This is a genomic window from Mesorhizobium sp. M1312 (assembly GCF_040318115.1).
GTDB lineage: Bacteria > Pseudomonadota > Alphaproteobacteria > Rhizobiales > Rhizobiaceae > Mesorhizobium.
Map to the genome: position 1 here is coordinate 52,640 of NZ_JAMYLQ010000019.1, position 16,953 is coordinate 69,592.

The 16,953-nt window shown below is 60.1% G+C and carries 19 protein-coding genes, 1 tRNA gene and 1 pseudogene; 14 read left to right on the forward strand and 7 right to left on the reverse strand.

Annotated features, from left to right (window positions below):
• Positions 1–66 precede the first annotated feature (66 nt).
• The 3 genes and pseudogenes from NKH36_RS21125 to NKH36_RS21135 form a co-directional block, all read left to right on the forward strand.
• Positions 67–288: a DUF6471 domain-containing protein gene (locus NKH36_RS21125; protein WP_352964310.1), complete on the forward strand. Its 222-nt coding sequence runs from the start codon at positions 67–69 to the stop codon at positions 286–288.
• Positions 249–1,163 (forward strand): DUF8453 domain-containing protein, encoded by a 915-nt coding sequence (locus NKH36_RS21130; RefSeq protein ID WP_352964313.1) that lies wholly within the window; start codon positions 249–251, stop codon positions 1,161–1,163. The genes NKH36_RS21125 and NKH36_RS21130 overlap by 40 nt, the downstream gene beginning before the upstream one ends.
• Before the next feature lie 90 nt (positions 1,164–1,253).
• Positions 1,254–1,565 (forward strand): annotated as a pseudogene (locus NKH36_RS21135) (JAB domain-containing protein); the annotation flags it as partial.
• A 51-nt stretch (positions 1,566–1,616) separates the two neighbouring features.
• On the opposite strand, the gene NKH36_RS21140 reads toward NKH36_RS21135, so the two are convergent.
• Positions 1,617–3,068: an MFS transporter gene (locus NKH36_RS21140; RefSeq protein WP_502912080.1), complete on the reverse strand. Its 1,452-nt coding sequence runs from the start codon at positions 3,066–3,068 to the stop codon at positions 1,617–1,619.
• A 145-nt stretch (positions 3,069–3,213) separates the two neighbouring features.
• Between NKH36_RS21140 and NKH36_RS21145 the strand changes: the two genes are divergently transcribed.
• Positions 3,214–4,122: a LysR family transcriptional regulator gene (locus tag NKH36_RS21145; protein ID WP_352964316.1), complete on the forward strand. Its 909-nt coding sequence runs from the start codon at positions 3,214–3,216 to the stop codon at positions 4,120–4,122.
• 27 nt (positions 4,123–4,149) lie between these two features.
• On the opposite strand, the gene NKH36_RS21150 is transcribed toward NKH36_RS21145, so the two are convergent.
• Together NKH36_RS21150 and NKH36_RS21155 are read right to left on the reverse strand one after the other, a co-directional pair.
• Positions 4,150–4,371 carry a hypothetical protein gene (locus tag NKH36_RS21150; RefSeq protein WP_352964318.1) on the reverse strand — a complete coding sequence of 74 codons (222 nt, stop codon included), beginning with the start codon at positions 4,369–4,371 and terminating at the stop codon, positions 4,150–4,152.
• Positions 4,362–4,655 (reverse strand): hypothetical protein, encoded by a 294-nt coding sequence (locus NKH36_RS21155; protein WP_352964321.1) that lies wholly within the window; start codon positions 4,653–4,655, stop codon positions 4,362–4,364. The genes NKH36_RS21150 and NKH36_RS21155 overlap by 10 nt, the downstream gene beginning before the upstream one ends.
• 439 nt (positions 4,656–5,094) lie before the next feature.
• Between NKH36_RS21155 and coxB the strand changes: the two genes are divergently transcribed.
• The 6 genes from coxB (at position 5,095) to NKH36_RS21185 (ending at position 10,301) form a co-directional block, all read left to right on the forward strand.
• The gene (gene coxB, locus NKH36_RS21160; protein WP_077381602.1) at positions 5,095–5,910 is read left to right on the forward strand and encodes a cytochrome c oxidase subunit II; all 816 of its coding nucleotides are present in this window, start codon (positions 5,095–5,097) and stop codon (positions 5,908–5,910) included.
• A gap of 86 nt (positions 5,911–5,996) precedes the next feature.
• A complete protein-coding gene (gene ctaD, locus NKH36_RS21165) occupies positions 5,997–7,766 on the forward strand; it encodes a cytochrome c oxidase subunit I (protein ID WP_352964323.1) in 1,770 nt (589 codons plus the stop codon).
• Complete coding sequence (locus NKH36_RS21170) at positions 7,763–8,467, forward strand: cytochrome c oxidase subunit 3 (protein ID WP_352964326.1); 705 nt, start codon at positions 7,763–7,765, stop codon at positions 8,465–8,467. Before ctaD ends, NKH36_RS21170 begins: the two co-directional genes overlap by 4 nt.
• Positions 8,468–8,480: 13 nt before the next feature.
• Positions 8,481–9,203 carry a heme-copper oxidase subunit III family protein gene (locus NKH36_RS21175; protein WP_352954363.1) on the forward strand — a complete coding sequence of 241 codons (723 nt, stop codon included), beginning with the start codon at positions 8,481–8,483 and terminating at the stop codon, positions 9,201–9,203.
• Positions 9,204–9,234: 31 nt separating this feature from the next.
• Positions 9,235–9,639, forward strand: a complete 405-nt coding sequence (locus tag NKH36_RS21180; RefSeq protein ID WP_352954364.1) for a cytochrome C oxidase subunit IV family protein — start codon at positions 9,235–9,237, stop codon at positions 9,637–9,639.
• 188 nt (positions 9,640–9,827) lie between these two features.
• A complete protein-coding gene (locus tag NKH36_RS21185) occupies positions 9,828–10,301 on the forward strand; it encodes an aminoacyl-tRNA deacylase (RefSeq protein ID WP_352964329.1) in 474 nt (157 codons plus the stop codon).
• 54 nt (positions 10,302–10,355) lie between these two features.
• Here the strand turns inward: NKH36_RS21185 and NKH36_RS21190 are convergent, their stop codons facing one another.
• The 3 genes from NKH36_RS21190 to NKH36_RS21200 all read right to left on the reverse strand — a co-directional run bounded on the left by NKH36_RS21190 (position 10,356) and on the right by NKH36_RS21200 (position 12,996).
• A complete protein-coding gene (locus tag NKH36_RS21190) occupies positions 10,356–11,174 on the reverse strand; it encodes a DUF2189 domain-containing protein (protein WP_352964332.1) in 819 nt (272 codons plus the stop codon).
• Between the two features lie 406 nt (positions 11,175–11,580).
• Positions 11,581–12,528 carry a heme o synthase gene (locus NKH36_RS21195; RefSeq protein ID WP_352964334.1) on the reverse strand — a complete coding sequence of 316 codons (948 nt, stop codon included), beginning with the start codon at positions 12,526–12,528 and terminating at the stop codon, positions 11,581–11,583.
• Between the two features lie 87 nt (positions 12,529–12,615).
• The gene (locus NKH36_RS21200; protein ID WP_352961937.1) at positions 12,616–12,996 is read right to left on the reverse strand and encodes a c-type cytochrome; all 381 of its coding nucleotides are present in this window, start codon (positions 12,994–12,996) and stop codon (positions 12,616–12,618) included.
• 268 nt (positions 12,997–13,264) lie between these two features.
• Between NKH36_RS21200 and NKH36_RS21205 the strand changes: the two genes are divergently transcribed.
• Positions 13,265–14,152: an alpha/beta fold hydrolase gene (locus NKH36_RS21205; RefSeq protein ID WP_352963467.1), complete on the forward strand. Its 888-nt coding sequence runs from the start codon at positions 13,265–13,267 to the stop codon at positions 14,150–14,152.
• A 77-nt stretch (positions 14,153–14,229) separates the two neighbouring features.
• A complete protein-coding gene (locus NKH36_RS21210) occupies positions 14,230–14,556 on the forward strand; it encodes an antibiotic biosynthesis monooxygenase family protein (RefSeq protein ID WP_352963470.1) in 327 nt (108 codons plus the stop codon).
• Between the two features lie 80 nt (positions 14,557–14,636).
• Here NKH36_RS21210 and tig read toward each other — a convergent pair whose 3' ends face one another.
• Positions 14,637–16,109: a trigger factor gene (gene tig / locus NKH36_RS21215; RefSeq protein ID WP_352963564.1), complete on the reverse strand. Its 1,473-nt coding sequence runs from the start codon at positions 16,107–16,109 to the stop codon at positions 14,637–14,639.
• A gap of 444 nt (positions 16,110–16,553) precedes the next feature.
• Here tig and NKH36_RS21220 point away from each other — a divergent pair.
• Together NKH36_RS21220 and NKH36_RS21225 are read left to right on the forward strand one after the other, a co-directional pair.
• Positions 16,554–16,638, forward strand: a tRNA-Leu gene (locus tag NKH36_RS21220).
• 167 nt (positions 16,639–16,805) lie between these two features.
• A complete protein-coding gene (locus tag NKH36_RS21225) occupies positions 16,806–16,937 on the forward strand; it encodes a hypothetical protein (protein ID WP_352963472.1) in 132 nt (43 codons plus the stop codon).
• The last annotated feature ends 16 nt before the right edge of the window (positions 16,938–16,953 follow it).

Genomic DNA, 16,953 nt, shown 5'->3' on the forward strand with positions numbered 1-16,953 from the left:
GTTGACGTATCCCATACAAGGGCATATGTATCGAAAACGATACCTTTTTGTGCAAAGGCGATACGTATGGCAGAAAAGACAGACTATGAAGCCCTAGCGGCGAACCTCCTGAAAGCCGAATTGAAGCGGAAAGGTGTGACCTACGCCCAATTGGTCGAAAAATTGGACGCTATTGGAGTCGAGGAAAAAGAGGTAAACATTCGCAACAAACTTGCGAGGGGCAAGTTTACAGCAGCGTTCTTGCTTCAATGTTTTTCAGCCATCGGGGCCGATTCCATACGATTGTAACGGCGGCTTTTGCCATAATCCTCGTTGTATTGGTTCTGAAGGCGACTTGGGATATTGCCGCTTTAAATGCCGAATATAGCCGTGAGGCAGAGCAAGCCACCAAAGAGTATGCCGACCGCACCCAAGAGAGCATAGCCAGCACCTGCCGCGACAGAGATGTTCCGGCCTTCGCGAAATGCATAGAGGAAATAGTAAAGGCCACCGAAGAGGCCAAAACCGCCGAGCGTGATCTTTCCGCCCAGAGAAGCATGGCGCTCTGGGCGCTTGGTATGCTCTGGGCCACGGTCGCATCCATTGCCGTCACAGGCATCGGTATCTATTTTGTTTGGCGCACTCTTGATGCCAACACCGATGCCGTTGCCCAAGCGAAAGCCGCCAATGACATCGCGAAGCAAGCTACCGAAGCGCAGCTTCGCGCCTACCTCATCGTGAAAGAAGTTTCGGCAGAACTCATTGAGGGCAGCGACCAAGCCGACCAAATTGACTTGGTTCAATTTACGCTTGTCATCAAAAATGGCGGGGCAACCCCAGCCATCAAGATCGCCCATGATTTTTCCATCACAGAAAATCGTGGAGATAACCGTGGTCCGCGTATTGGGAACCGCGCTGTAATCATGATGGATGCGACCCGGCATCGCCTCCAAGACCTTGCTCCGGGCGACGAATTGACGGTCGTCTCTCAGAGAATCCCTTATCTCTTTTTTGAAAGCGTGCTTCAGCACGGAGTGCTCAACTGTGGTCTGGCCTGCCGGGTTTCGTATCGACCGGTCGTGAGTGCAGAAGAAAAGGTCTTGGACGTCCGATATTGGATAAGGGGCGAAGAGGATGATACCCAGCTGCGCATTAGCCGATCCGGACCAAACGAAAGCAGTTAGTATCGCGGCCCACGCCGCTCGCGCCCACACGGCGCGCCGCCTAGCTCACGGTCTCCTCCGGTCGTCGGGGTTTGGTGCTGTTGCTACATAAGACCGCAGTTCCGAATCCTGTTTCTCGACAAGAAGAACGCGCTGATCGCCGACGAGGTGCAGCAGGTCGGTACCGTCGACCACACGCCGGTCTATCCGCGTGAAGTGGTCAAACGCGCGCTCGAACTCTCCGCCACGGCAATCATTCTGGCGCATAATCATCCGTCAGGGGATCCCACGCCGTCGCGCGCCGACATCGAGATGACCAAGCTGGTCATCGAGACGGCCCGGCCGCTCGGCATCGCTGTCCACGATCACATCATCATCGGCAAGAAGGGTCATGCCAGCATGAAGGGCTTGCTGCTGATCTAAAGCTTGTTTTGAACATGCACCGGCATCTCGCCGAAAGAGTCCGGTTTCGTGTCATGACACGCCTCCAGGCAGCGAAGGGCGCGTTGCAAGCGCACGACTTCCAACCGCGATGGCGAGCGCGACGACGATCAGTATAGCCGCGACCGCAAACGTGATCCGCATACCGGCGACAACGGCCTCGGGGCGCGCCGTTGTGATGTCGATCGCCTCTGAGGCGAATGCGAACACTGCACCCATAACGGATGCGCCAGTGATGAGCCCGAGATTGCGCGACAAATTGAGCAAGCCGGAAATGACGCCCCGCTGGTCCGGGCGGATATCCGACATGACGGCGGTGTTGTTGGCGGTTTGGAACAGCGCATAGCCTGATGTGATGACGGCGATCGGGGCGATGTAGCCGGGGATGCCCGATATTGCCGGCATCACGGATAAAGTGAAGCAACCGGCGGCTATCGCGATGAGCCCAATGATGGTCATGCGTCCAGCGCCAAAACGGTCGGCTATGCGACCAGCCGGCACACCGGTCAGCGCGGCGACAAGCGGACCGACCGACATGACGATGCCAACAAGAGCCGCGTCGAGCCCGAGCGCACGAGACAGATAGAACGGCCCGACCACCAGTGTCGCCATCATCACCGTCGCAACGAGCCCGCTCATGGCGAGGCTGGCACTCAGCATCGCGTTGCGAAACGCGGCCAATCGGATCAAAGGCGACGCCACTCTCGCCTCCAAAAGCACAAACGAGCCGGCTCCGAAAACGGCTGCCACCAACAGAGCCATGTTGAGCGGACCAAAACTGCCACGCCCGATCGTCATCGCGAGTGCATAGGCGCCAAGTGCCAAGGCAAGCAGCAGCGTGCCGACAACGTCGAAGCCGGCCCGATCCGTCTTCAGCCCCCGGTGATCAGCCGGCAAATAGCGATAGGCGAGAACAAGGGCCAGCAAACCCAGCGGCACGTTGACGAGGAAGATCGCCCGCCAACCGGCTCCGGCAATCAGAAGCCCGCCGAGCGATGGACCGAGAGCAGTGCCGATCGCCGACATCGTTCCGAGCAGCCCCATGGCGCTGCCGGTCCTTGCCTTCGGCACCGTCTCACCGACAAACGCCATGGTGACGGCCATCATGATGGCCGCCCCCAAGCCCTGGGCCGCCCGGGCGGCAATCAGCAGCCACAGCGTCGGCGCGACACCAGATAGGACCGAGGCAACCGTGAACAGGAAGAGGCCGGCCAGCAGCAGCCGCCGGCGACCGATGAAGTCCCCGACCCGTCCGACGCTGACGATCAGGGTGGTGATGGCGAGGAGATAAGCCAGCACGATCCACTGGACCTCCTGGAACGAGGCGTCGAACGCCTGCGCCAAGGTCGGCAAGGCGACGTTGGCGATGCTGATACCGAGCGAGGACAGCAACATCGACAACGAAAGGCTGGCGAGCGCCCACCGAACCGAAGTTGCTCGTTCTGGATTTCCAGCGACTGCCCGCCCTGCATCGATCGGCTTCAACGTGAACTCCGTTTTCTGGCGACTCCCGAAACGGAGCTGGCAGACAGGTAGTCCTTTGCTTGATATGGCGGAAGACGCATAATTTGCACTTAATCATTGCGTTTGGCGCTATGTCAGATCGTGCCGACCATGCTACGATCAGCATATGGCGCGTCCCGATCTCAATCTGCTTGTGACCCTTGATGTGCTGCTGACGGAAGGCAGCGTGGCACGCGCCGCCACAAGGTTGCGGTTGAGCCCTTCGGCGATGAGCCGGGCGCTGGCGCGATTGCGCGAGACGACGGGCGATCCGCTGCTGGTCAGGGCTGGACGCCGCCTCGTTCCCACACCCCGAGCCATCGAGCTCCGCGAACGCGTCGGTCAGCTTGTGCAGGACGCCGAATCCGTTCTGCGTCCTGTTGAAACGCTCGACCTGAAACGGCTCGTGCGAACCTTCACGCTCAGAAACCAGGATGGCTTTGTCGAGAATTTCGGACCGGATCTCATTGCGCGCGTCGGCCAACAGGCACCGGGCGTGCGGCTGCGTTTTGTGCTGAAGCCGGACAAGGACAGCACGCCCCTGCGTGACGGCAGTGTAGACCTGGAAACAGGCGTCGTCGGAAAGGCCGCAGGACCGGAGGTACGCGCGCAAGCGCTGTTCCGTGATCGTTTCGTCGGTGTCGTGCGGATGGGGCATCCATTGTGCGAGCTGACGATCACCCCTGCCCGCTATGCAGCCGGCCGGCACATCCTCATCTCCCGTCGCGGGTTTGACAGGGGACCGATCGACGATGCCCTTGAGCCGTTAGGGTTGAAACGGGAGATCGTGACGGTGGTCGGCGGCTTTTCGGAAGCCCTGGCTCTGGCGCGCGCCTCGGACCTGATCGCCAGCGTTCCCGAACGCTATACAGGGAACCTGCGCGATGGAATGTTCTGTTTCCCGTTGCCGGTTCCCTTGCCGGAAATCACGGTCTCACTTTTGTGGCACCCGCGGCTCGATGCCGATCCGGCTCACCGCTGGCTGCGCGGGTGCGTTCGAGACGTTTGCGCCGGAATAACTCACTGGATTTCTTAGTGGTTGAGGCGAGCGTTGCTGATCCGATCACGGCAACTCGGTGTTGCAGGTGCCGGCGATCTGGCCCGGCAAGGTCGAAATCAGCCTCGCCTCGCCCCGATAGCAGCCCGAACCGCCAGGACAGCTGGAGCCGGTCTGCGGAAACCAATCGCCTGATCCCGTCGGCACCATCCCGAACCAGCCTCCTACCCGCCGGCCGACCGACCAGCTTTCGTTGACCTTGCTGGCCTTGTCGACGGTCACTGACACGGTGATGGTCCGGCTGGCGGACCGGCGTCGTTCAACTGCAGCCATTCGCTCCAGCGCGGTTCGCCATTCGCCCGGCAGGCAATGGCCAGGATCGGGCTGTAGCTTAAGGCGCCGCCGCCGGTGATGAGCTTGTTGGTGACATGGAGCGAGGCCGTGACCAGGCCATCGCTGCCGGTGTCGAACCGCCAATTGTCAAGGACGCTGCCGGCCTGGGCAATACCGCAGACCGAGGCGAAGAGGAACGCCGTGGCGACCGCGCCTCCGATGCCGACGAATAGTTTCAACGATCCCTCCAACGACCCTGCACTTTGCAACTCGGCGCAGATAATGATCAAAACATCGTATCGCCAGCCGCCAACCGCCGCTTGGGCACGAATCTGTCGCCAAATCGGAATCGATTCTCGGACAGCACGATGCGCGTATGACGAGCGTTCGTTCAGAGTGTGCTTTCTGCCTCCAAGTGGACGCACGTCGCTTTAGGGTCGTAACGAAAAGGCCGCATTGAGAGCGGCCTTTCACAATTCGGCGGAATGCCGGTTCGGCGCCCATGGCAGCCTTTTTCTTCGCCACAACCTTCTTCTTCTTAGGTTTTTCCACATCATCCCCACTGCGTTTTCGGCTGGCCGGAAGACCGCACTAGAATTTCGAACGGAAATCGAGCTATGATGCATTTGGCATTTCCTGGGACGGCTTCGCGGCCTTGGAATGCCGGGAGGAAACGGGATGGCCATAGCGCTTGTACTCGTTTTGGTAGTTGTGGGCTCAGTGTTGTTCCACTTCCTGAGCCCATGGTGGTGGACGCCGATTGCCTCTAATTGGGATTATATCGACAACACCATCATCATCACCTTCTGGATTACCGGCGTCGTCTTCGCCGCGGTCGTCCTATTCATGGCCTATTGCGTCTTCCGCTTCCGTCATCGGGAAGGCAATCAGGCGGCATACGAACCCGAGAACAAGCGGCTCGAATGGTGGCTGACGATCGTCACCGCAATCGGGGTCACGGCCATGCTGGTTCCCGGCCTGTTCGTCTGGAACCAGTTCGTCAGCGTCCCAAGCGACGCAACAGTGGTCGAAGTCGTCGGCCAGCAATGGCAGTGGAGTTTCCGGCTGCCCGGCAAGGACGGCAAGCTCGGCACATCCGACACCCGCAACGTTAGCCCTGAAAATCCCCTCGGCGTGAACGCCAGTGATGCCAACGGCCAGGACGATGTCGTCGTCGAAGCCGCCGATCTGCATCTGCCGGTCGGCAAGCCGGTCAAGATGTTGCTCCGCTCGATCGACGTGCTGCATGATTTCTATGTCCCTGAATTCCGCGCCAAGATGGACATGATCCCGGGCTCGGTCACCTATTTCTGGTTCACCCCGACCAAGACCGGAACTTTTCAGGTCCTGTGTGCCGAACTTTGTGGCCAGGGGCACCCGTTGATGAATGGCGTGGTGATGGTCGACACGCCGGAAGACTATCTGGCGTGGCTCGGCGAACAGCAGACCTTCGCGCAATTGTCGGCCCCCCAGCAGGTGGGCTCGGCAGAGTAGACGCCGGGAAAGACGGCGACGTGGTTTGAAATTGCGGCAGGACTCGAAACTGTCGAGTCTGGCCGAAAAGGGCACGGAGTGTTCTTATGGTCGATGTCACACCTGCGGATGCGGTACCGCCGGCCGAAGTCGCGGAGATGGAACTCTACCACCCGCACAGCTGGTGGACAAAATACGTCTTCTCGCAGGACGCCAAAGTCATCGCCATTCAGTATTCGGCGACGGCCACGGCAATCGGCCTGGTGGCGCTGGTGCTGTCCTGGTTGATGCGGCTGCAGCTCGGCTTCCCCGGCACGTTCGATTTCATCAGCCCCGAAGCCTACTACCAGTTCATCACAATGCACGGCATGATCATGGTGATCTATCTGCTCACGGCACTCTTCCTGGGTGGCTTCGGCAACTACCTGATCCCACTGATGGTCGGCGCGCGGGACATGGTCTTTCCCTATGTCAACATGCTGAGCTACTGGATTTACCTGCTTGCCGTGCTGGTTTTGGTGTCGAGCTTCTTTGCGCCCGGCGGACCGACCGGTGCCGGCTGGACGCTCTACCCGCCGCAGGCGATCATGACCGGCACACCAGGCGGCCAGGACTGGGGTATCATCCTGATGCTCGTCTCGCTGATCCTGTTCATCATCGGCTTCACCATGGGCGGCTTGAACTACGTCGTGACGGTGCTGCAGGCCCGCACACGCGGCATGACGCTGATGCGCCTGCCGTTGACTGTCTGGGGTATCTTCACCGCCACGGTCATGGCGCTGCTCGCCTTCCCGGCGCTGTTTGTCGCCTGCGTGATGATGCTGTTCGACCGTGCGCTCGGCACCAGCTTCTTCATGCCGGCCATCGTCGAGATGGGTGAACAGTTGCAGCACGGCGGCGGCAGCCCGATCCTGTTCCAGCATCTGTTCTGGTTCTTCGGCCACCCCGAGGTCTACATCGTGGCGCTCCCGGCCTTCGGCATCGTATCCGACCTGATCAGCACCCATGCGCGCAAGAACATCTTCGGCTACCGCATGATGGTCTGGGCCATCGTCGGCATCGGCGCGTTGAGCTTCGTGGTCTGGGCGCACCACATGTATGTCAGCGGCATGCATCCCTATTTCGGCTTCTTCTTCGCCACCACGACTTTGATCATTGCCGTCCCGACTGCGATCAAGGTCTACAATTGGGTGCTGACGCTGTGGCGCGGCGACATCCACCTCACCATACCGATGCTTTTTGCCCTGGCCTTCATCGTGACCTTCGTCAATGGCGGGCTGACGGGGCTTTTTCTCGGCAACGTCGTCGTCGACGTCCCGCTGTCGGACACGATGTTCGTCGTTGCCCATTTCCACATGGTCATGGGCGTCGCCCCGATCATGGTGATCTTCGGGGCGATCTATCACTGGTACCCGAAGGTCACCGGCCGGATGCTGAACGAGGCAATGGGCCAGTTCCATTTCTGGGTCACCTTCCTCGGTGCCTATCTGATTTTCTTTCCCATGCACTACATCGGCCTGATGGGCGTGCCGCGCCGCTACCACGAACTGACCGCCACGACGGTGATGACCGAGTCGGCCCACGATCTGAACGCGTTCATCAGCATCATGGCGTTCCTCGTCGGCTTCGCCCAGGTCGTGTTCCTGTTCAATCTGATCTGGAGCATCCGCCACGGCCGGGAGGCCGGCGGCAATCCGTGGCGCGCCACGACACTCGAATGGCAGACGCCGCAAACACCGCCCGCCCATGGCAATTTCGGCAAGGAACTGCCGATCGTCTATCGCTGGGCCTATGACTACAGCGTGCCGGGAGCCAAGGAGGACTTTATCCCGCAAAACATGCCGGGCACCTTCGGTACCTCCAAGGAGCCGGCATGAGCGTCATCCTGGTCTTCTTGGCTGTGATCGCCGGCTTTGCCGGATGGTGGCTTTCCCATCAGCGGCTGATGGCCAAGCCATGGCTTGAGCAAGGTGTGATCGGGGACCTTGTCGGCATGGAAGGCTCGGCGCTGCCGACCGCCAAGATCGGCCTTGGCGTCTTCCTCGCTGTCGTCGGCTGCCTGTTCGCGCTGTTCACCAGCGCTTATTTCATGCGCATGGCGCTGTCGGACTGGCAGGCGCTGCCGCTGCCGCGCGTGCTCTGGTTCAACACCGGCGTGCTGGTCCTGAGCAGCATCGCGCTGCAATGCGCCTCGGTCGCTGCGCGCCGGGGCCAGATCGACACGGTCAGGCTCGGCCTCGTCACGGCGGGTCTCACCGCGCTTGCCTTCCTGATCGGACAGCTTGTGGCATGGCGGGAACTGACCGCCGACGGCTACTTGCTGACCGCCAATCCAGCCAACAGTTTTTTCTACCTGATAACCGGGATGCATGGCCTGCACATACTGGGCGGGCTGGTGGGACTGAGCAGAACAACTGCCGGCGCCTGGAACGGAACGCCGCCGGAGCGGCTTCGCCTCAGCGTCGAATTGTGCGCCATGTACTGGCATTTCCTGCTTTTCGTCTGGCTCGCCATCTTCGCGCTTCTGGCCGGCTGGGCCGCGACTTTTATCGAGATTTGCCGACAGTTGCTGACCTAGGAGGGCCGGGCGGATGGCAGACACGACACTGACGCATATCGGCCAAACACAGCCGCGGCCGGCGGGCTTGCAAGGCGTCGCCGCCGACTGGTCCTCGGATCAGCGCGCGTTCAAGAACGTGTCCTGGGGCAAGGCCATGATGTGGATCTTCCTGCTCAGCGACACCTTCGTCTTCGGCTGCTTCCTGCTCTCCTACATGACCGCCCGCATGTCTACCCGAGTGCCGTGGCCCAATCCGAGCGAGGTCTTTGCCCTTCACATTGGCGGCTCGAATATTCCACTGATCCTTATCGCCATCATGACCTTCGTGCTGATCTCGAGCAGCGGAACGATGGCCATGGCGGTGAATTTCGGCTATCGCCACGACCGCCGCAAGACGGCGATCCTCATGCTTTTGACCGCAGCACTCGGCGCGACTTTCGTCGGCATGCAGGCCTTCGAATGGACCAAGCTGATCTCCGAGGGGGTACGGCCCTGGGGCAATCCGTGGGGTGCGGCGCAGTTCGGATCATCCTTCTTCATGATCACCGGCTTTCACGGCACCCATGTGACGTTCGGGGTGATCTTCCTGATCATCGTGGCGCGAAAGGTCTGGCGCGGCGATTACGAAACCGGGCGGCCCGGTTTCTTCACCAGCCGCAGGGGCCGCTACGAGCATGTCGAGATCATGGGGCTCTACTGGCATTTCGTCGACCTGGTCTGGGTGTTCATTTTCGCATTCTTCTATCTTTGGTGAGAGGCAGACATGGCTTTGGTGAGAGGCAGATATGGCTGAAGCAACCGCAAACGGTCTGGGGCAACATACGCTGCACGGAACTCAAGCGCATGATGCGGCAGCAGCAGGCATCGCCCCTGCCGAGGTTCATCAGGAGCACCCGATCAAGCTCTATCTGGTGGTCTGGGCATGGCTGTTCATCCTCAGCGCCTGCTCCTATCTGGTCGATTATGTCGGCCTTCAGGGCTATCTCAGATGGTCGCTGATCCTGATCTTCATGATGCTCAAGGCTGGGCTGATCGTCGCGGTCTTCATGCATATGGCCTGGGAACGGCTGGCGCTGACATATGCGATCATATTGCCGCCGATACTGGTGCTGGTGTTCGTGGCAATGATGGCCTTCGAATCAGAATACACGCTTCTCACCCGGACGCTGTTTTTTGGGGCTGAGCCCTGACGTGCAATCCGGGTAGAGGGTTTGTCGACGGCGTTTCCTGTCAAGAGCAGGAAGCGCTATTTGCGGGCCGCTTCTGTGTGCCTTGAAACAATCGACAACTGGACCATTTTTGGTAGGGGAAACGACAGAAGCAAAATGATTGCCCTCGTTTCCATATGCGTCGCGAACTCCAGCGAGGGAGGCTCAAGATGACGATCGCAAACAGACTGAAGGACTTTATCGACGAGAAAGGAGTTTCCTACGACACCGTCGAGCACCACCGCACTTCGACAAGCAGGCAGTCCGCCATAGCGGCGCATGTGCCCGGCAGCATAATGGCCAAATCGGTGGTGGTTCACCACGACGGTGGCTATGCGCTGGCCGTGGTGCCCAGCACGCACAGGATCGAGCTGGGCACATTGCAGGACGTAATGGACCAGCGTATCGGACTCGCCTCCGAAGACGAGGTGGTTTCGCTCTTCGAGGATTGCGACACTGGCGCCATCCCGCCGATCGGCGCGGCCTACGATGTGCCGGTGATTCTGGATGAAAGCCTCGGCAATGCCGCCGACATCTATTTCGAGGGCGGTGACCACAGGACGCTCGTGCATGTCAGCGGCAAGGATTTCCGCAACCTGACCAGCGACGCACAGCAAGCCCGCTTTAGCTACCCAGCTTACTAAAGGCTCAGCCTTGCCGACCGGGCGCGCTCGCCGGTGCGGCAAGGCAGGATTTTTTCAGCTCGCCGGTTTGGTGGAAGACGGCGATTCCACAACTTTGCGATAGACGTGCCAGGTGGCGTGACCGAGGATCGGCAGCACGACAGCCAACCCGGCGAACACCGGCAGCGAGCCTATGATCAAGGCGACGGCGACAATCAGGCCCCACACAGCCATCACGATCGGGTTCGCCAGGACCACGCGCACCGAGGTGTGGATGGCTTCATAGGCGCCGACGTCGCGGTCGAGCAACAACGGGAACGCGACAACCGTGGTGCACAACACGACCGCGGCGAAGACGAAGCCGATGGCGTGGCCAAGGATAATCAGCGTCCAGCCGCGTCCGGTGGCGAATATTTCACTGATGAAGCTGGAGAGCGATTCCGGCGGGGCCGGGCCGAACACCTGCTGGTAAAATATCTGCGCGGTCAAAAGCCAGGCGATGAAGATCGCAAGCAGCATGATCCCGACCGCCGCGATGGCGGGCAGCGCCGGAGAATTCCTGACCCCGAAAGCGTGGCTCCAGGAGGCGTCGAGCCCGGCCTCCCGTCGCCGGCTGATCTCATAGAGGCCGATCGCCGCGAACGGACCGATCAGCGCAAAACCTGACACCAGCGGAAACAACAGCGGCAGCGCATTGTTGCCCGACGTCCAGACAGCGAGCACGACGCCGACAAGCGGATAGATCAGACAGAGGAAAACGATATGCGACGGTTTGACCATAAAATCGTCGACGCCACGCTTGAGCGCGTCGAAAAGGTCGGAAACGCCGATCTTTCGAATTCTGATGTGCTCCAGCGTCTCGCTGGCGCCTGCAATCACGTGAAAACTTGCCATGACCATTCCTCCAGACCAGGTCCGGTAAGGTCGCGATTTCACGGTGCTGCCGTTCAGCGTAACTGGCCACGCAAAACCGCGACCTGCACCATGGCCAACATACGCTCTTGCATGGGATTTGTCGCCGTCCTTTGTCTGAGGGGACGGCTCCGGTGATCCAGCTAGCTCTAACGGCCTTTCTTCGATATTCTCCAAGCTGGGTTGAAGGGTGAAGGTCATGGATGGAAAGACCGTTCTCATGCTCGGCCTTGGCGTAGTTATTCTGCTGTTGCTGGGGTTCTGCGCAGTGCCAATGTGAGGTTTGAGCAGGTTCGGGGCGGACCTCGTTCAGCAATTGCCGATTCTCACCCCGGCAAGCGATCCGAGAACATCAGGTTTCGATGCAGCCACGAGGCAGGTCATGCCGTCAATTTCCGGCTGACATGACGACACGCATTGCAATGGTATCGGCAAGCAGCACGGCAAAGATCGCGAAAAGATAGAAAATCGAATAGGCAAACAGCGCCTTTGCGCGTTTCATCTCCCACCCTTCAACACACCTTTTGTCGATCAGAAGCTTCCAGGCATGCCAGATGAAACCCGCGCCCAATGCGGCCGAAACGAGCCCGTACAATCCGCTCGCGAATCCAAAAACCCAAGGGAGCACGCCGATTGGTGCCAGGATCAGTGAATAGACGAAGATTTGTTTTCTGGTCGAAGCCTGGCCGGCCACGTTCGGCATCATGGGAATGCCGGCAGCAGCATAGTCGCCGATCTTGAACAGCGCGAGTGCCCAGAAATGCGGCGGCGTCCAGAGGAAAATGATCAAAAACAGGATGAGACTTTCAGCCCCAACGGCGCCGGTGGCCGCCGCCCACCCGATGACAGGAGGAAGGGCGCCTGCGGCGCCGCCTATGACGATATTCTGCGGCGTCGAGCGTTTCAGCCATATCGTGTAGATGACGACGTAGAAGAATATGGTGAAGGCCAGCAGCGAGGCGGCAAGCCACCCCACCAGCACGCCGAGCGTCATGATCGAAAGGACGGAAAGCACCAGGCCGAAGCCGAGAGCTTCGCCTGGCATGATCCGGCCTGACGGGACCGGCCGCTTTGATGTGCGCGACATCAGCGCATCGATATCGGCATCGTACCACATGTTGAGTGCCCCGGCCGCTCCCGCTCCAACCGCAATTGCACCAATTGCAATCACGGCGATGACCGGATTCATCGCCCCAGGCGCCACCATCAGGCCGACGAAGGCGGTAAAAACAGCAAGCGCCATGACGCGTGGTTTCAGAAGCGCGAAGAAATCACTGACCGTCGCTTCAGATATCTGGATACCGGTATCCTTGAGGCCGCTTTCCCGAGCCGACATTTCAGGCGACCACCGATGGGGACAGGCAATCCGGCCGCGCCATCGGCCGGCGGAAGAGCCGGGTTACTTCCTGGCGGAAGAACCGGGTCATTTGGAGAATTGCTTCAGATAGGCGATGACGTTGGCGAGATCCTCGTCCTTCTTGAGACCGGGAAACGCCATCTTCGTACCCTTGATCATGGCCTTCGGGTCGCGAAGATAGGCCGTCAGCGTGGCTTCGTCCCATTTGACGCCGGATTTACCCGCCTCGGTCATGGGCTTGGAATATTTGAACCCCGGATGCGTGCCGGCCGTCCGGCCGATAACGCCGCTCAACGACGGACCGATCTTGTTCTTGTCCTCGTCGACGACGTGGCAGGCCTTGCATTTGGCGAAGACCTTCTCACCCGCGGCGGCATCCTGTGCCTGAGATTGGCTCGTGATAGACGTCGCAACGGACACGACGGCGAAAAACGCGATTGCACGCATGGCATTCCCTCCCCGATCGCCAAGTCTGCCTTGGACGATCTGCGCATGCCGACACGGCATGCGCCCCTTGCACGACAGAGCGGAATATCCGCGTCTCCCGCATGGAATTGCGGCATCTGCATACCACAGAATCCGGCGGGCAGATAGATTGCCCCGAAGTGATGAGGCAGCTCGATCGGCGTCGAGCGCAATCGGAACGCATACCGGGCAAAGGCGTTAGACCAGCTACGGTTCAGCGTCCACGAGATCAAAGATCAGAGAAGCGTCCATGAACGACAGGAGCGTCCTGGAGGTGCGCCACGGCACCCGCACGATCGATGGCGACACGGTCTTTTACAGAGAAGCAGGTCCTGAAACCGCGCCGGTGTTGCTGCTTCCGCATGGCTATCCCTGCTCATCCTTCCAGTATCGCCGGCTGATGCCGGCGCTCGCCGATCGGTGGCGGACGGTCGCGCCGGATTTCCCTGGCTTCGGCTATAGTGGGACCCCAGATCCGGCACGGTTCGGCTATGATTTTGACGCCTATGCAACTTTCCTGGAGCGGTTCACCGACGCGCTGGAGCTCGGCAGCTACGCGCTGTGGCTGCACGACTATGGCTCCCAGATCGGCCTGCGCCACGCCATAGCGCATCCGTCGCGGATCAAGGCCCTCATCATCCAGAATGGCGACATCTACTCGGATGCGCTTGGCCCTAAATACGAAACGATCCGGCGCTTTTGGCGGGATCCTTCACCGGCGAACCGCGCGCCGCTCGAAAAGGCGGTGAGCGAGGACGGCTTTCGCGCCGAGTTCGTGGGCGAAGTCGATGACGACGTCGCCCAACGTGTGCCGCCCGATCTGTGGAAATTGCATTGGCCGCTGATGGATACACCTGTGCGCCGGGCGCTTTCAGTCGGACTGATGGAAAAGCTCAAGGCTAACCTCGACTGGTTCCCTCGTTACCAGGCATACCTGCGCGAACAGCGGCCGCCGGCAATGATCCTTTGGGGGCCGAAGGACGAATACATGCCCGAGCCGGCAGCGCGCGCCTATCTGCGCGATCTCCTCGAGGCCGAGCTGCATTTGCTGAACGACGCAGGACACTGGCTTCTGGAAACCCATTTCGAGGTCGCCCTGCCGTTGGTGCGACGGTTTCTCGGCGAGGTCCTGCATTAATCGCCCGCGCAACACCGCAGCGGATTCCGCCATCGCTGCCCCATCCCCATCAGGACCCATCGAGAGGAGCGCACTCCATGATCGACAACGCCACAATCGCCCGGATCTGGCGGGGAAGGACACGCCGTGATCTGGCAGACGCTTACGAGCCCTATCTACGCCGCGAAGGCATTCCGCCGCTTCAGGAGAAGGCACTTGGCGTCCAGTTGTTTCGCGAAAATCGCGAAGAAGAAACAGAGTTCGTGACGATCTCGTACTGGCCTGACGTCGAAGCCATGGCAAGCTTCACCGGCGGCGACCCGCACAAGATCCACCACCTGCCGCGTGACGAAGAGTTTCTCATTGAACTGCCCAAGCGAGTGACGGTGATGCGGATCCTTGTCAATCAATTGCCTCGCGACTAGGGCGGCGGGGCTTTGCGACGTCGGCAGCAACGAAAAGGCCGCCTCGTGGGCGGCCCTTTCACAGCCAGCAGAATGCCGTGTTATTCGGCGTCCTTGGCGGCTTTCTTCTTCGGCGCGGCCTTCTTCTTGGGCTCTTCCGCATCGTCGGCCTTCTTGGCGTCGGCCTTTTTCGCAGCGGCTTTCTTCGCCGGCTTTGCCTTGGCCGTCTCGGTGTCCTCGTCGTCGGCCATCAGCTCTTCCTTGCTGACCTTGACGTCGGTGACCGAAATCTGGCTGAGCAGATGGTCGACCACCTTCTCCTCGAACATCGGCGCGCGCAGCGTGTTTAATGCTTCGGGATTGCTGCGGTAGAATTCGAAGGCTTCCTGCTGCTGGTTGGCCGGATAGCGGCGCACCTGCTCGAGCAAGCCACGCTGCAGTTCCTCGTCCGACACGGTGACACCGGCCTTCTCGCCGATTTCCGCGAGAACCAGGCCGAGGCGCACGCGGCGCTCGGCAAGCCGCATATATTCGGCGCGTGCCTCTTCTTCCGTCGTCTCCTCGTCGGCGAAGGTGCGGCCGGCGGCTTCCAGATCGCGGTTGACCTGGTTCCAGATGTTGTTGAATTCGGCCTCGACAAGCTTCGACGGTGCCTCGAACGAGTAGGCGGCGTCGAGCTGGTCGAGCAGCTGCCGCTTGATCTTCTGGCGCGTCATCGAACCGAACTGGTTCTCGATCTGGCCGCGCACCACCTCACGCAGGCGCTCCAGCGACTCCAGGCCGAGATTCTTGGCCATTTCGTCGTTGATTTCCAACGCACCGGGCTTGGACACTTCCTTGACGGTGACGTCGAAGGTGGCTTCCTTGCCTGCCAGATGCGCCGCCTGGTAGTTTTCCGGGAACGTGACCGTGACCTGCGTCTCGTCACCGGCCTCGCTGCCGATGAGCTGATCCTCGAAGCCAGGAATGAATTCCTTGGAGCCGAGCACCAGCGGCTGGTCCGTGCCGGCGCCGCCGCTGAAGGCTTCGCCGTCGATCTTGCCGACATAGTCGATCGTCACGCGGTCGCCTTCGGCCGCCTTGCCGGTCTTCGGCTCGTAGGTACGCGCCGATTCGGCGACACGCTGGACCTGCTCGTCGATCTCGGAATCCGGCACGTCGAACACCTGACGCGTCACCTTGATGTCGGAGAAATCCTTGATCTCGATGGGCGGAATGATCTCGTAGTTCAGGCGGAACTCGAAGTCGGCACCGCCGGCAAGGATCTTCTCGGCCTCCTTCTCATCCTCGGTCATGATCACTTCGGGCTGCATGGCGGCCTTTTCGCCGCGCCCGGTAATGATCGAACGGGTCGAATCGTTGAGTATCTCGTTGACCACTTCGGCCATGAACGACTTGCCGTAGACCTTGCGCAGGTGCTGCACCGGCACCTTGCCGGGGCGGAAGCCGTTGATGCGGACCTTGTTCCTGGCATCGGACAGCCGCGCCATCAGTTTGGCTTCCATGTCACCCGCCGGCACGGTGATCTTGATCTCGCGTTTGAGACCGGAGTTGAGCGTTTCGGTGACCTGCATCATAGAACCTTTGTTTCCACCAATGAGCAGCCAAACGGCTCCTGCCGTTTACAGCCTGCCGGGATTATCTTGCCGGGAATGGCTTTTGGTGCGGGACTTGGCGATCTGCCCGCCCAACGCGGCTCAAATCCTTCAGAAATACGCTCCAAAATGTGAATAAGTCTTTGTTTTTCCTACTTCTTATCACATTCTGCAGAAGCGGATCGTCGCATCCCGTCACATTCGACACGCCTTTTGTCACAGGCCCGGCTAATTTTCAACTATCTTCGCATCTACAGCGCCGCGCGTCCTCTTGGACGCGCAAAAGACGCTGTAGCACCTTCATTTTGGCGCGTGATCCTTTCCGAAAATCGATTTTCGATTTTCGGGATCATGCGCCGGCGAACGGCCCTATTTTGACCGCGACATTGACAGAATGATGACTACATGGGATTGCCGGGCGACGCGGATGTGGCGGAATTGGTAGACGCCCTGGATTTAGGTTCCAGTGCCGAAAGGCGTGGGGGTTCGAGTCCCTTCATCCGCACCAAGTTTTTCACCAGAAAGCCTGGAAACGCTGGCGTCTCTAGATGGCGCGTTGTTCGGGAGGGCATCAATCGGCCCTTCTGAAAGCTGACCTGCTCAAGATGGCTGCCGGGAACCAGCCTCGGCGAGCCACGTTGCTAAGTCATGGACCTTCACAAAAGGGCCGTGCAAATGGCGAAAGACCTACCTCGCGAGGAAGAGCAACGCGGCACCGGAAAGGTCCTCATGTGGGGCGCCGTGATCGTCGCTATGCTTTTTGTCGCCCTAATGGCCGTGTTCATCCTGGGGCCGTTCTGGTCGTAGCCACCATTGGGCATCG

Coding starts and splice junctions, on each gene's coding strand:
- NKH36_RS21175 (WP_352954363.1), top strand. CDS start 8,481: ATGGCAGACACGACACTGACGCATATCGGCCAAACACAGCCGCGGCCG.
- NKH36_RS21185 (WP_352964329.1), top strand. CDS start 9,828: ATGACGATCGCAAACAGACTGAAGGACTTTATCGACGAGAAAGGAGTT.
- NKH36_RS21205 (WP_352963467.1), top strand. CDS start 13,265: ATGAACGACAGGAGCGTCCTGGAGGTGCGCCACGGCACCCGCACGATC.
- NKH36_RS21210 (WP_352963470.1), top strand. CDS start 14,230: ATGATCGACAACGCCACAATCGCCCGGATCTGGCGGGGAAGGACACGC.
- NKH36_RS21170 (WP_352964326.1), top strand. CDS start 7,763: ATGAGCGTCATCCTGGTCTTCTTGGCTGTGATCGCCGGCTTTGCCGGA.
- NKH36_RS21125 (WP_352964310.1), top strand. CDS start 67: ATGGCAGAAAAGACAGACTATGAAGCCCTAGCGGCGAACCTCCTGAAA.
- NKH36_RS21195 (WP_352964334.1), bottom strand. CDS start 12,528: ATGTCGGCTCGGGAAAGCGGCCTCAAGGATACCGGTATCCAGATATCT.
- NKH36_RS21200 (WP_352961937.1), bottom strand. CDS start 12,996: ATGCGTGCAATCGCGTTTTTCGCCGTCGTGTCCGTTGCGACGTCTATC.
- NKH36_RS21130 (WP_352964313.1), top strand. CDS start 249: ATGTTTTTCAGCCATCGGGGCCGATTCCATACGATTGTAACGGCGGCT.
- NKH36_RS21190 (WP_352964332.1), bottom strand. CDS start 11,174: ATGGCAAGTTTTCACGTGATTGCAGGCGCCAGCGAGACGCTGGAGCAC.
- tig (WP_352963564.1), bottom strand. CDS start 16,109: ATGCAGGTCACCGAAACGCTCAACTCCGGTCTCAAACGCGAGATCAAG.
- NKH36_RS21180 (WP_352954364.1), top strand. CDS start 9,235: ATGGCTGAAGCAACCGCAAACGGTCTGGGGCAACATACGCTGCACGGA.
- NKH36_RS21145 (WP_352964316.1), top strand. CDS start 3,214: ATGGCGCGTCCCGATCTCAATCTGCTTGTGACCCTTGATGTGCTGCTG.
- coxB (WP_077381602.1), top strand. CDS start 5,095: ATGGCCATAGCGCTTGTACTCGTTTTGGTAGTTGTGGGCTCAGTGTTG.
- ctaD (WP_352964323.1), top strand. CDS start 5,997: ATGGTCGATGTCACACCTGCGGATGCGGTACCGCCGGCCGAAGTCGCG.
- NKH36_RS21225 (WP_352963472.1), top strand. CDS start 16,806: ATGGCGAAAGACCTACCTCGCGAGGAAGAGCAACGCGGCACCGGAAAG.